Below are 15293 nucleotides of genomic sequence, written 5' to 3' on the forward strand. Positions count from 1 at the left end.
AACCCGCCGAACCTGGTGCCAGATTAGCCGTTGTGAGGGGCATGTGTCAACTCAGGGGTACGACGAGGAACTGCGGTCCGAGCAGGACTACGTGGCCGGGCTCTACACGCGGCTCGACGCCCAGCGCGCGCGGATGAAGGCGAAGCACGCCGCCGCGCTCGGGGGAACCGGCGGAACGGCCATGGAGCGCGACGACGAGGTCCGCGCCCTGGCCAAGGAGGTCCGGCGGCTGGACGTCGCGGACAACGGCCTGTGCTTCGGCAGGCTCGACAGCCTCTCCGGCGAGGTGTCCTACATCGGCAGGATCGGGATCTTCGACGAGGAGAACGGCTACGAGCCGCTGCTGCTGGACTGGCGCGCGCCCGCGTCGCGCGCGTTCTACGTCGCCACGGCGGTCAACCCGGAGAACACCCGGCGCCGCCGCCAGTTCCACACGCGCGGGCGGCGCGTTCTCGACTTCACCGACGAGGTGCTCGGCCGCCCCAGCAGCGAGGAGCGCGGGGACGCTGCCCTGCTCGCGGCGGTGAACGCGCCGCGCGGCGAGGGCATGCGCGACATCGTCGCGACGATCCAGGCCGAGCAGGACGAGATCATCCGCCTCGACCACCCGGGCGTGCTGGTGATCGAGGGCGGCCCGGGCACCGGCAAGACAGTGGTGGCGCTGCACCGCGTCGCGTATCTGCTCTACACGCAGCGGGAGCGGATGGAGCGCCACGGCGTGCTCGTGGTCGGGCCGAACCCGGCGTTCCTGAACCACATCGGCCGCGTCCTGCCGTCGCTGGGCGAGTCCGACGTGGTGTTCATGACCACCGGCGACTTCGTGCCCGGCCTGCGCGTCACAGCCGAGGACACCGAGCGCGCGGCGCGGATCAAGGGCTCGCTGAAGGTCCTCGACGTGCTCGCGGCCGCCATCGCCGACCGCCAGCGGCTGCCGGAGGTACCGCTGCTGATCGATCTGGCGGACACCACCGCCCGCATCGACGCCCCGACCGCCGAGTGGGCCAGGGAGGAGGCCCGCGCCAGCGGCCTGCCCCACAACGAGGCCCGCGCCGTGTTCACCGACATCGTCACCTACGTCATCACCGAACGCGCGATCGCCAGGATCGGCCGGGGCTGGCTCACCCGCGACGACCGCGACGGCTGGGAGCAGCTGCGCGCTGACCTGCTCAAGGAACTGGCGGAGAACGAGAAGTTCACCGCGGCGATCGACCAGCTCTGGCCGATCCTGACCCCGGAGTCGCTGCTGGCCGAGCTGTACGAGTCCCCGACCCGCCTGCGCGCCGCGGGCGCCGACGAGTCCCTGCACCGCGCCGACGGCGCCGCGTGGACCGTGTCCGACGTGCCGCTCCTCGACGAGCTGGTCGACCTCCTGGGCCGCGACAAGTCCGCCGACCGGACCGCGGAACGCGAACGCAGGGCCGAGGCCGAGTACGCGGCGGGCGTCCTGGACCTGCTGGTCGACCGCCAGGACTCCATGGACGACGAGGACCACCTCTACGCCACCGACCTCCTCTACGCCGAGGACCTGGCCGACCGCTTCCTCGAACGCGACACCCGAACCCTGGTGGAACGCGCCTCAGCCGACCGCGACTGGACCTACCGCCACGTGGTGGTGGACGAAGCCCAAGAACTGTCCGAAATGGACTGGCGAGTCCTGATGCGCCGCTGCCCCAACCGCTCCTTCACGGTAGTAGGCGACCTGGCCCAACGCCGCTCCCCAGCAGGCGCGAAGACCTGGGCCGCGATGCTGAACCCCTACGTCCCCGACCGCTGGGTGTACCGCAAGCTCACGGTCAACTACCGCACCCCCGCCGAGATCATGGCGGTAGCCGCCGGAGTCCTGGCCGACTTCGCCCCCGACGTCCAACCCCCCGACTCCGTCCGCTCCTGCGGCGTCCAGCCTTGGTCCAAGCAGGTCACCTCCCACGACCTCCCCACCGAGATAGCCGCCTTCACGGAATCAGAGTCCACCCGAGAAGGCACCAGCATCGTCATCGGCCCCCCAGGCGTCCCCGGCGCAGTACCCCCCTCTCAAACCAAGGGCCTGGAGTTCGACGCCGTCCTGGTGGTCGACCCCGCCCGCATCCTCACCGAAAGCCCCCGAGGAGCAGCCGAACTCTACGTAGCCCTAACCCGAGCCACCCAACGCCTAGGCGTCCTCCACCAGGACCCGCTACCCGCAGCCCTGTCCGGCCTGGCCGAACCGGTGACCCACTCCGGCTAGGGGCCAACCGGCCAGCCTCCGCCCGGAGGCTGGCCGCGCGGCTTCCCCGCGCAGCTCCACTGAGCACTCGGCACCAGAACCCAACGACCCGCGAGCCGCACCGCCGCGAGCAGGCACGATCCCGGCCAACGTTCTGAGACACCCGCCCCCATGGCTGCTCGGCTCCAGTCCTCGCCAACCGGGGTATCCGGGTTGCCGGACAGGTCAGGGCTTCGGGCAGCCGCCGGTCCCACCTGCTGGTAACCGTTGTGTTGGGTGGACAGTCGATCCGTGCTGGCGGCCAGTCCGGCGCCTCCGGTGATCTCCCCTTCCGCGTCGTCGGGCACGGAACGATCGGGTCGGGCTTGGAAAGCTGCGCCAGGCAACACCCGACCGGGTGATGCGTGTTCGCGAGGGGGTGAACGGGCTCGTGCCCGTCGGTGATACCGGGGAGCTTGGGTTGCGATGCCTGGTCGGGGTGGAGCCTGCAGGAGTGATTGCCCCGAATGGCGGATAAACCGCGGTTCCGGACGTGTCACACTCTGAGCCGTTGCGTTTGGGTCGCGTGGTGTCGGGGGACATGCGCAGACCACTGGGGAAGTCGTTGAAAACTCGTCGTAAGGCGGGCCGCTTGGGCGTGCCCGTCGGCACACCGCTGCCCGCGAAGCTGGCGTTGACGGCTCTGGCACTCGCCCTGATCGCCGATCTCGTCATCGCGCTCACGCCCTCGCCGGAACGGGTGGTCGGAGAGCCTGTGGCGCAGGCCCAGGACGCCGCGACCGCGCTGCTCGCCGCGCGGAACCAGGGATCGCGGGTCGAGGTGCTGGCGGCGCGCACGGAGACCCGGACGGTGTTCGCCGAGCCGGACGGCACCCTGTCCGCCGAGATCGGCCTGGTCCCCACTCGGGTGCGCAAGGGCGCGGATTGGGTCACCCCGGACACCGCACTGGTGCGCGGAGACGGCCTGCGGCCCGCCGCCACCACGGCCGACGTGCGGTTTGCCGCCGGTGCGGACGAGCCGTTGGTGCGGCTTGGCGGCGACAGCGCCCACGTCGAGCTGACCTGGCCGGGGCGGCTGCCCGAGCCGAGGGTCGACGGCGCAGAGGCGACCTACCCCGATGTCCTCCCCGGCGTCGACCTGGTGATGACGGCCACCCTGGACGGCTACACCCAGCACCTGGTCGTGAAGGACCGCGAGGCGGCGAAGAGCCCTGCCCTCCGCGCCGTGCGGTTCGGCATGAAGACCTACGGCGTCACGCTGCGCGATGAAGGTATAGCGGGCCTGCAGGCCTACGACAGGGACGGTGACCTCGTGTTCGCCGCTCCCACGGCCGTGATGTGGGACTCGGCGAAGCGCGCCGCGGAGTCCCGGCTGCAGCACGGCGCCGTGGTCGCTGTCGACCTCACGGCGGACACGCTGACCCTGCGCCCGGACCAGTCCATGCTGGACGACCCGGACACCGTTTTCCCGGTGATCATCGACCCGGACATGCGGACGGTGAACAAGACCGGCTGGACCACCGTCTATGACGACGGCACGACCTCGATGCGCGAGGGCACGCACTGGAACGGGGCGAACTCCGAACCGGAGGAGAAGGGTTACGTGCCCTCCCCGTCGGCCCGGGTCGGTCGAGCCTATGGGCGCAACCTGGTGACCCGGTCCTTCTTCCAGTTCGACACCAGTTTCGTCGGCAGCAGCCAGGTGCTCGGCGTGCAGTTGAAGGCCGCGGTCGCGTACGGGCCGTCCTGCTCGTACAACACACAGCAGCACCGGCTCTACGTCGCGTCCTCGGGCATCGGCGCGGGCACCAACTGGAACAACCAGCCGTCGGGTACCGCGGCCGGGACCTCGGCCGTCCCGAGCGTCTGGGACAGCTGCCAGGGCTACAGGCACGTCGGGTTCAGCGCCCCCTCGGTGAACCCGAACGGCTCCTCGACGTACTTCCTGCGCGCGGTCGACGAGAGCGACCAGAACGCCTGGCGCAAGTACGTGCCCGCGGAGTTCAAGCTGGAGGTCAGGTACAACGGCATCCCCGGCTATCCGACCAACCGGCACACCGTTCCCGACGTCAAGACCTGCGCGCGCTGCGCGGGTAAGTACTACACCGGTGACTCGTCGCTCCAGCTCAAGGCGACACTGTCCGATCCGGACGGTGATCAGGTCGAACCCGAGTGGGACATCTACTACAACGGCGTGAAGACCACAGACTGGGACAATCCGCTGCAGGGCTCCGGCACGGTCGCGACGAAGACGATCGATCTGACGGCGCGACACGGCGAGTCGGTGTCGTGGTACGTCCGCGCCCGGGACAGCGCGGGCGCCACGAGCGGCTTCATCGGCGGTGTTCAGCGCGACTTCTATGTCGACCGTTACGCCCCGTACCAGAAACCGACCGTGTACTCGGCGCTCTACCCGGCCGACAACGCCTGGCACGGCGGGCCCGGCGTCGCGGCCACCTTCGGGTTCGGCCCCGGTGCGTCGAAGCCGGACGAGTGGGACGACGACATCGCGGGCTACTACTACGGGTGGTCTGACCCGCCCACCCAGTGGGTCGACGCTGTCGAGCTGGGACGGGGGGCGCAGACGCCACCGCTGACCCCGCCCGGGGACGGCCCGCAGGACCTGTATGTGCAGAGCGCTGACCGTGCGGGCAACCGGAGCCCGATGGCGGTGCACCACTTCTACGTCCGTCCCGGCAACGGTCCGCTAGCGCACTGGCCGCTGGAGTCCGACGCCGAGGACACCGCCTACCTCGGTGCCCGCGATGGCGTGGTCGTCGGTGACCCGGACTACACCGCGGCCGCGGTCGGCTCGGGCATCCACCTCGACGGCACCGGCAACCAGCACGCCACCGCGCCCACCGCGCTTCCCACTTCGCTGGGGCACACCGTCTCCGCGTGGGTCCGGCTCGATGAGTCCAGCGGTGTGCCCCGCATAGCGGTGAGTCAGAGTGGGCAGAACCTGCCGGGCTTCGCACTGGGGTATCGACCCAAAGTGCCGGGGGACGCGGCCCAGGGTGGCTTCTGGGCGTTCGGCGGCGGAATCTCGGACGTGGCCCAAGGAGAGAGCGACTGGGTGTTGTCCACCCTCCCGGCACAGGCAGGGGCCTGGACACACATCACCGGTGTGCGCGACACGGTGAACAATCAGGCGCGTATCTACGTCAACGGCAGTTTGGCGGGCACGAGATCCTGGACCCACCCGACCTGGTCGGCCGGGGGCGAGGTGTCGATCGGCCGAGTGTGGCGGGACGGCCAGTGGGCCGACCCGTGGCGCGGCGGGATCGATGAGGTGAAGCTCTACGACCGGGAGCTCACCGAGGCCGAGATCAAGGCCGCGGTGAGTCGGGACAACGTGCGGGTCGCGCACTGGAAGTTCGATGAGGTCGAGGGCACAACGGCCGCGAACGAGGCAGCGGGCGGCGAAGCGCTCGTTCTTCAGCCCGGCGCCTCCTTCGGAAGCGGTGGCGCGGTGGATCGCGCCATGTTCACCACCCTGCCGGGCGCTGCCACGACCGCTGGGCCGATGCTGCGCACCGACGGCGCGTACACGGTGACCGCTTGGGCCAAGTTCACCGGAGAACTCGCCGATGACCGTTCATACGGGGTGGTCAGCCAGGCAGGCCAGACGGGGAGCGCGTTCCTCCTGGGCATTCGCGGCAGGCAGTGGAAGTTCGTGACCACCAAGGCCGACGGCGACGTGTCCGGCTGGGCCAGCTCCCCGGCGTCCGCGGTCGGCGCCGTCGACCTGAACGACTGGACGCACCTGGCCGCGGTGCACGACCCGGCCGCGGGAGTGGCCACGCTGTACGTGGACGGCCACAAGGTCGGTGAGACGCCGATCACCGCGGCCTGGAACGCCACGGGCGCGCTCAACATCGGCCGCTCGCAATGGGGCGGCGCCTGGGTCGACCGGTGGACCGGTGGCATCGATGAGGTCCGGCTCTACAGCCGGGTGCTTGGCGCCGACGAGATCCAGGGCATCGTCAGCGGCGACGCCGTCGATCTCGCCCAGTGGCGGCTGGACGGCGACGCCGCCGACGCCGATCCCCAGCGCGGGTTGAACGGCATTCCGTCGACCACCGGCCTGGATTGGACCGGCGGGCAGAGTTCGGCGCCCTCGCACACCGACCTGGCCGTTCGGCTCGACGGCACAAGCGGGCATATCGCGGCACCGCACGTCGTCGACACCTCCCGCAGTTTCTCGGTGGCCGCGTGGGTGAAGCCGGATACCGCTTCCGGAGGCGGTGCCGTCCTGTCACAGGACGGGGAACTGACCCCGTCCTTCGGCTTGTTCGCAGGCGGAGACGGTCGCTGGAACTTCTCGACGTACGAGCACACCCTCCCGCGCGGCGGGGTGCGCGACACCGTCCGGGGGTCCGCCGTGCAGGCCGGTGTCTGGTCGCATGTGGTCGCCGTGTACGACGCGGACGTCCAACTCATGCAGCTGTACGTCAACGGTGTTCAGGTGGGGTCGAGCGTCAGGACGACCACCGCGTCCGCGGGGACCGGAGGCTTCCAGATCGGGCGCAGCAAGTCCGAGCGCGGCTACCTGGCCTACTTCGCCGGAGCGATCGATGACGTCAGTGTGCATTCGCGCGCGCTGTTCGCCGACGAGATCCGGGTGATGTCCGGCCGGGACACCGCGCTGGTGCACCACCTGGCCTTCGAGGAGCCCAGCGGGACACGGGCGGGGGATTCCGCGGGCGCGCGGGCGGCGACGCTGACCGGCGGTGTCGCGCACGTCCCCGGCAGGCTCGGCAACGGCCTGTCCTTCGACGGCGCCACCGGCGTCGCAGCCACAACCGGGGTAGACCTGCGCACCGATGACAGCTTCACGGTGTCCGGTTGGGTCTACCTGCCCGATACGGTGCAGTGCGACTTCGGCGAGCATGACGTGTGCATCCGCTCGGCGATCAGCCTGGACGGACCGGCGAAGAGCAAGTTCCGCCTTGGCCACGTCGCCAGCCGCGAGTTCCCCTACGGCCGGTGGACCTTCGAACTGCCGGAGGCGAGCGGCGAGACCGAGGTGACGAAGGCGTCGGTGTCGACCGAGACCGCCGACTTCGGCTCCTGGGTGCACTTGGTCGGTGTGTACAACGTCCAGACCGGCAAGACGTGGATCTACGTCAACGGCGACCGCCAAGGCGACGGCACGCTGGAGACGAAGTGGCACTCCGAAGGCGGGCTGGTCGCGGGTCGGGGGAAGAGCGCGGGCGCCGTGGGCGAGTACTGGCCGGGCAAGGTCGACGATGTCCGCGTCTACGCCGGGGCCTTCGACAAGCCCAGGGTGGAGTCCCTTTACGGCGGCTTCCCGCCCTCGGTCGACGAGAACCTGCCCGCGGAGCTGCCGACGCCGAAGAACCACTGGTTGTTCGATGAGCTCGATGGCACGACGGTGGCCGACGTCCGGCCCGGTGCTCAGACGGCCACGATGCACGGCGGTGCTGAGCGCATCGGCGGACGCGCGGGCAAAGCCGGTTGGTTCGACGGCACTACCGGCTACGCGCAGACCGCTGCACCCGCTCTGGACACCGCGCGCGACTTCTCGGTCGCGGCGTGGACATACCTGACCACCACGACCGGGGGAAACCGCACCGTGGTGGCCCAAGACGGCAACCGCGCCAGCGCGTTCATGCTCCAATTCAACGGCGCGACCAAGAAGTGGGCGGTTTTGGTCCCGAGACTGGACCAGGACAACCCGCCGGTCGCGGTACTGACATCGGAGAAGCAGGCCCACATCAGCGAGTGGAGCCACCTGGTCGTCACCTACACCGCGGCGAGCAGGCAGCTGCGCTTGTACGTCGACGGACATCTCGCAGGCGCCATGACCGACGTGACGCCCTTCGCGTCGTCCGGTCCCATGACGTTCGGACGGTCGAAGTGGAACGGGCAGAACACGGACTTCTACGCTCGCGGTGTCGACGATGTCCGCACATTCAGCCGGTCGCTCGGCGCTGGTGAGGTCAGCCGGTTGCACGCCGATGCCCCGGCCGCGTCGATGAGCTACTGGAAACTCGACTCGACCACCGACGACAGCTACTGGCGTCAGAACTACCTGACCCTCTCGCCGACCGGGACGTCGTATGTGCCGGGTGTCCACGACGCCGCCCTCGCCCTGGACGGGGTCACCGGCTCAGCTGTCGCCCGGTACACGGCCGCGTCGCTGAAGAGCAGTTTCAGCGTGGCCGCCTGGGTGCGACTGGACAACGTGGATCGCACCCAGACCATCCTCAGCCAGGACGGACTCCGTACCAGCGGGTTCGTCCTCCAGTACCGCCACGAGGCGCGGCGGTGGGCGTTCGGCATCCCCGACTCCGACTCCGACGACCACGAGCTGCGGTACGCGGGATCGGCGGGACCGGCGGTGGCGGGCGAGTGGACACACCTGGCCGGTGTCTACGACGGCAGCGCACGCCAGCTGCGGCTCTACGTCAATGGCGCGCTGTCCGGTGTCACGGACAACGTCGTGTCCTGGTGGCTGAACGGGCCCGCGGTGATCGGCCGGGGCAAGGTGAACGGGCAACCGGCGCACCTGATGGACGGCACGGTCGACGAGGTGCTCAGCTGGATGGGCGTGACGACCCCGGAGCACGTCGCGAACCTGGCGACGTGGCCTGCCCCGCCGCAGGGTCAGCTCGGCCGGTTCGTCGATGACGAAGGCAACCGGTACACCGCGAGCACCGGGGACTCGGTTCGGCCCGGCTTCCACTTCGAGACCCCGATGGGCGTTCCGGCGCAGGACGGCCCGAACACCGTCATGCTGCACGGGTGCCGGGACGCGGTCGGTGATTTCACCTCGACCGACCCGGCGTGCGCCGGGCAGCAGGTGGTCGGCCAGGTCGGCAGGGTGTACTCGGTCAAGCCGACGAACATCCCCACCCTGCCTCTGCACCGCTGCGTCGCCGCGGACCAACGGCGCTTCGACGCCCACGCGTGCGACGGCGCGACATCGGACGGGCTCCTGGGTCATGTGCCCGCGTACGCGGCTCTGGCCCGCTATGGCCACCGCGTCCCGCATTGGGAGCACCACGAGACGATCCACGGCGCGCCGCCCGGCCACGCCGCGGTCGGGGTCGTCTCGTTCGTCTCGCTGGTCGAGCAGGCGGGCACCACCCGCCTGTTCAGCTGCCGCGACGGCGAGGACGTCTTCTCCTCGGTGGACCCGGCGTGTGAGGGCAAGCGCGTGCTCGGCGGCATCGGCTGGGTGTGGACGGCTCCGCTCAGCGCCCCGGACGCCACGACACTGCGCCGCTGCGGTGCCCCCGGCACCCTGTTCGTCTCGGTCGAACAGGACTGCGAGGCCAGGCCGCTTGACCGTGTCCTCGGACATGCGGCCCGCTCGGTGCCCGTGGTCACCGCCCAGTTCCCCTCAGCCTGATCCGACTCCCCAGGAACGTCCATGCGAACTCGTCTCCTGACCCACGCCCTTGCCCTGACCATGGCCCTCACGACAGCCACCGCGGTCGGCGCGCCGAGGCCGCCGTCCGCGGTGGCCGAAGGCGGGCCTTCGGTCACCGATCCCGCGATCCCGAGCGTGCCGGTCACGGCGCCGTCGATGGGGCCTAGGGAAGCTGATCAGGCCACTACCAACGCGCTGAGCGGCGACCAGCCCTCGGCCGCAGGCCCGCCGGACGGTGTCGGCACGTTCGCCAAGACGCCGTTCTCGGCATCGGCGTCGTGGTCGGTCGCTGAGCAGACCGGGGACTTCTCCTGGTCCTACCCGTTGCGCATGCCGCAGGTCCCGGGTGGGCTCGTCCCGGCTTTCAACCTGTCCTACCGGTCGTCCGCGGTCGACGGCCTGACCAGCGCGACGAACAATCAGGCGTCGTGGGTCGGCGACGGCTGGAACCTGTCGGCAGGCTTCATCGAGCGCTCGTACGGCGGGTGCGCCGAGGACACCGAGGGCGGCACCACGCCGCCGCAGACCGGCGACCTGTGCTGGCGCACCGACAACGCGACCGGCACGCTCGGTGCCCTGGTCAAGGGCGCCGACGGCTGGCGGCTGAAGGACGACGACGGTTCCCGCGTCGAGCGCATGACCGGGGCCGCCAACGGCGACGACGACGGCGAGCACTGGAAGGTCACCAAGACCGACGGCACGCAGTACTTCTACGGCTCCAGCCAGGCGGCGGGCTCCACCTGGACGGTGCCCGTGTTCGGCGACGACGTCGGCGAACCGTGCCACGGTGCGACCTTCGCCGCCTCGTCCTGCGCGCAGGCGTGGCGCTGGAACCTTGACCGCGTCGTCGATCCGCACGGCAACGTCATCGTTTACAGCTACGAAAAGGAGACCAACTCCTACGGCCGCAACCTGGAGGACACCGCGGTGTCCTATGTGCGGGCGGGCACGCTGCGCAAGGCGGAGTACGGCTTGCGGGACGGTGGCACGGGTCCCGCGCTCGCCGTGGTCGAGTTCACCAGCGCGGACCGGTGCGTGCCGGGAAGCCAGTGCGCCCCCGACAAGAAGGAGAACTGGCCGGACGTCCCGTGGGCGGAGAAGTGCGACACCCCCACCTGCGCCGACCGGCACGCACCCACGTTCTGGTCGACCAAGCGCCTGGCGAGGATCACGACGCGGACCTGGTCGGGCACGGCGCACGTCGATGTCGACTCATGGGCGCTCGACCATCAGTACCCCGATCCGGGTGATGGTGAGAAGGCCGCGCTGTGGCTCAAGAGCATCACCCACACCGGGCACGTGGGCGGCACCGCGGCATTGCCGCCGGTGACCTTCGAGGGCAAGAAGATGCCCAACCGCGTCGAGAGCGTCGACGGGGTCGGACCGCTCAACCGCTACCGGGTCACCGGGATCGTCTCCGAGTCCGGGGGCATCGTCGACATCTCCTACGCCGCTCCGGACTGCGTCGCGGGCGTGTCCATGCCTGTGAGCCCCGAGTCCAACGCATTGCGCTGCTTCCCGGTGACGTGGAGCAAGAAGGACTTCGCGCAGCGGACCGACCATTTCCACAAGTACGTCGTCGACACCATCCGGGTGTCGGACCGGCTGGCGGTCAACGCCGATCAGCTCACCCGCTACGAGTACCTCGATGGCGCGGCATGGCACTTCAGCCAGTCGGAGTTCACCAAGCCGGACAAGAAGACCTGGGACGAGTTCCGCGGCTACGGCCGGGTCCGCGTCCACCGCGGCGACCCGGACGACACCAGCCCGGTCACCATGATCGAGCACCGCTTCTTCCGGGGCATGCACGGTGACAAGCTGCCGAGCGGCGCCCGGAACACCTCGGTGACCGACTCGCGTGGCGTCGCCCGCGTCGACCACGACTGGCTCAACGGCTTCGCGTTCGAGCGCAAGACGCACCTCGGGCAGTCCGAGACTGTGGTCGACACCGCCATCCACACCCCGGGTTGGCGGGGTCCCACCGCCGTCCGGGGTGAGTTCGAGGCCTACATGGTGCACACGGCCGCCACCGACGTCCACACCGCCGTGCCCTCGGGCTGGCGGATCACTCGGGTCGAGCACACCCACGACGAGTGGGGCCAGACCACGATGGTCAACGACCTCGGCGACCTGGCCATCGCGGCCGACGACCGCTGCACCCGCACCTCGTACGCGCGCAACACGACGCGGCGGATGTCGCTAGTGCATCGTTCGGAGACGGTGGCCGTCAGCTGCTCCCAGACCCCGGTGTTCCCGGACCACGCGATCTCGGACCGCCGGGTCGCCTACGACGACGGTGGCTTCGGTGCGGCGCCCACCGTGGGCAACGTGACCCGGATCGAGACACTGCGCGAGCGCCCGGCGTCCGGCCCCGTCTACGAAACGACGAGCACCACGGAGTACGACGTCCACGGGCGTCCGATCGCGGTGACCGACGCCCTGGACGTGACCACGACCATCGCGTTCACCCCGGCCACCGGGGGACCGGTCACCCAGGTCAAGACGACCAACCCGATCGGGACGACGACCGTCACCATGGAGAAGGCGCGCGGTCTCACCACCAAGATCCGTGATCCGAACGGGAACACCACCGAGGCTCGGTACGATCCGCTCGGCCGCACCGTGTCGATCTGGCTGCCGAACCGGCCCAGCGCAGGCTACGGCCCGAGCACCAAGTACGCCTACGCCGTCCACAACGACAAGCCGTCGTCGATCACCACATCCTCGATCAACACGGACGGCACCTACCTGGTGTCGACCGCGATCTACGACGGCCTGCACCGCGAACGCCAGACGCAGGTGCCGACCGACGGTGGGCGCCTCATGACCGACACGGTCTATGACTCCCAGGGGCGTGTCGTCAAGGAGACCAGGCCCTATTTCAACGCCGGCCCGGTCGACACCACGCTGTGGGCGGCATCGGACGTCGATGTGCCCTCGCTGACGTTCACCGAGTACGACGGAGCGGGCAGGCAGGTCGCGCAGATCGTCAAGACCGGCAGCACCGAGCGATGGCGGACGACGACGGCATACGAGGGCGACCGCGTCCACCGGACACCACCGGCTGGTGGTACTGCCACGACGACCATCGTCGACGCTCTGGGCCGCACGACGGAGCTGCGCCGGTACGCGGCTCCTACCCCGACGGGCGCGTTCGACAGCACGGTGTTCACCTATGCGCCGTCGGGGGGCATGGCCACCGCGACCGACGCCGCGGGAAACCGGTGGCGCTGGGCCTACGACGTGCGTGGCGACATCGTGCGCTTCGAGGACCCCGACAAGGGCACCACCACCTCCAAGTACGGCCTCGCGGGACGGCTGGATTCCACGACCGACGCGCGGGGGACGACGCTCGCTTACCGCTATGACGGTCTCGGGCGCAAGATCGAGGTCCGGCAGGGCGACCTCAACGGCCCACTGCTGCAGCGGCGGACGTATGACACGGCGCTTTTCGGCAAGGGGATGCCCGCGACATCGACCCGGTTCGTCGACGGCCACGCTTACACAACGGCGGTCGACTCGTACACGCCGCTGTACGCGCCGAGCCGCTCGTCGGTGACCGTGCCCGAGGTCGAGGGCGCGCTGGCGGGCACGTACACCACCGACTACACCTACACCTTCGACGGCAGGCTCGCCGGGGAGACCATGCCACCGGTCCCTGCCGCGGGCATCACGGCCGGTGAGGCCGTGACCTACGCCTTCGACGCGTTGGGCAGGCCGATCACGACCGAGGCGGGCACCGACGACATCGTCTCCGCCACGACGTACACCAAGTACGGCGAGGTATCCCGCATCCACCTCGGCTCACCGGGCAGACGCACGTGGCTGAGCAGGTACTACGAAACCGACACCCGCAGGCTCAACCGGTCCATAGTCGACGCCGAGGTGCCTGCTCCGATGCAGTCGGACGTCAACTACACCTACGATCCCGCGGGCAACGTCACGTCCATCGTCGACCAGCCGATCGGCCAGCCGCGCGACCTGCAGTGCTTCCGGTACGACCATCTCCGGCGGCTTACCGAGGCGTGGACCCCGCGGCACGATTGCTCCGCCCGACCCGCCACGGCGGAGCTCAGCGGCCCGGCGCCGTACTGGCACTCGTACACCTATGACGCGTCGAGCAACCGGAAGACCGAGGTACAGCACTCGGCTGGCGGTGACCTGACACGCACCTACGCGTACCCGGAGGCGGGGAAGCCGCACGCGCTCGAAGCGGTGACCTCGGTCGGGCCCGACGGCACGTCCGTCGACGAGTTCGGGCACGACGCCTCAGGTAACACCGTGAGCCGCCGCGTCGGGTCCGTCGAGCAGACCATCGAGTGGGACGCGGAAGGGAGGGTCGGTCAGGTCGGCACCGCCGGCTCCGAGACGTCGTTCGTCTACACCGCCGACGGCACGAGGTTGCTGCGGAAAGCACCGGACGCGACGACGCTGTACTTGGGCGGACAGGAGATCCGGCTGCCCGAGGGTGGGACGACCGCGACCGTCACCCGCTACTACCGGCACGGCGGGGAAGTCGTGGCGATGCGCCGCGGCGCCACTCTGACCTGGCTCGCTAGCGACCGTCAGGATACCTCGCAGATCGCCGTGGAAAGTTCCACGATGGCCGTCACCAAGCGTCGGCAGTTGCCTTTCGGCGCACCCCGCGGCACCGCGGTCCCGGACCTCGCGGGCGACCGCGCTTTCGTCGGCGGGATCCGGGACGCGAGCACCGGGCTGATCGAGATCGGCGCGCGTGCGTACGACGCCGAGTTCGGCCGGTTCGTCTCCGTGGATCCGGTGATGGACACCGGGGACCCCACGCAGTGGAGTTCCTACGCCTATGCGGGCAACACGCCGGTCACCATGTCCGACCCCACCGGCCAGGTCCACTCGTGCCCGGACTTCGACTGCAGGGGCGGCAAGGGGCCCAACCCCAATCTGCCGGGGAAAGGCTCCGGAAACCCCGGGCCGCACCAGCCGACCCAGGAGGAAGAAGTCACAGCGGCGGTGATCAGCACCATCGCCAACGACGGCAAGCGCGTCCTGAAGGACGACGACAGCCCCGAGGCCTACGCCTACTGGGAATACTCGGCGACCAAGAACGTGGTGAACGCCTTCTCCATGGAAATGCTCCTGCAGGGACACCCCCTGTGGATCGTGGAGATGTTCCGATCCGACTACTGCAAGTGGCTTGTCTGCCACGTCGACAACCCGGTGGCCGCCGCGCTGTGCAACTGCCTGGTCGAGGATCCGCTCAACCGGGTCACCCTGGCCGAGGCGGTGGCCGCGGGTCTCGGCGGCAAGCTGCCTGCCGGTCGGAGCGCGGGCGCACGCGGGGGCCAGACGAGTTCGCCGAGGCTGGTCGCGGGGATAACGGTTCACCGTGAAATGGAACTGGCCGGGGCGTTGCGGGAAATTCGATTGTCGAAGCACAACTACACGATTCCCGGCCTGAAGGCCACGCGAAATGAGGCGGACCTCATGGGGATGGCATGGGTGGGACCGGGCTACAAGCGCGCCAGCGATGGCCGGACACTGGTCAGCGCGGACGGCCTGCGCCAGTACCGCCCGCCGTCGATGAAGCCGAACAACCCGGACGAGTATGGTGGCCCCGGTATGTACGCCAACTTCGAGTCGAGATATGAAGGTCAGGTCACGAAGAGGTGGCAGGGGAACGGTCACCTGGTGATCGTGGAAGGGCCGTAG

Annotated in this window: 3 protein-coding genes; all 3 read left to right on the forward strand. The window is 69.7% G+C overall.

Annotation, left to right across the window (positions count from 1 at the left end; all coding sequences use genetic code 11):
* Positions 1 to 43 precede the first annotated feature (43 nt).
* The 3 genes from helR (at position 44) to IEY98_RS30305 (ending at position 15293) form a co-directional block, all read left to right on the forward strand.
* Complete coding sequence (helR, locus tag IEY98_RS30295) at positions 44 to 2224, forward strand: RNA polymerase recycling motor ATPase HelR (RefSeq protein WP_189214106.1); 2181 nt, start codon at positions 44 to 46, stop codon at positions 2222 to 2224.
* A gap of 559 nt (positions 2225 to 2783) precedes the next feature.
* Positions 2784 to 9584 (forward strand): LamG-like jellyroll fold domain-containing protein, encoded by a 6801-nt coding sequence (locus tag IEY98_RS30300; protein WP_189214107.1) that lies wholly within the window; start codon positions 2784 to 2786, stop codon positions 9582 to 9584.
* Positions 9585 to 9605: 21 nt separating this feature from the next.
* Positions 9606 to 15293: an RHS repeat domain-containing protein gene (locus tag IEY98_RS30305; protein WP_189214108.1), complete on the forward strand. Its 5688-nt coding sequence runs from the start codon at positions 9606 to 9608 to the stop codon at positions 15291 to 15293.

It is taken from the genome of Actinokineospora fastidiosa (genome assembly GCF_014648415.1).
In the GTDB taxonomy this organism is placed as follows: Bacteria; Actinomycetota; Actinomycetes; order Mycobacteriales; family Pseudonocardiaceae; genus Actinokineospora; species Actinokineospora fastidiosa.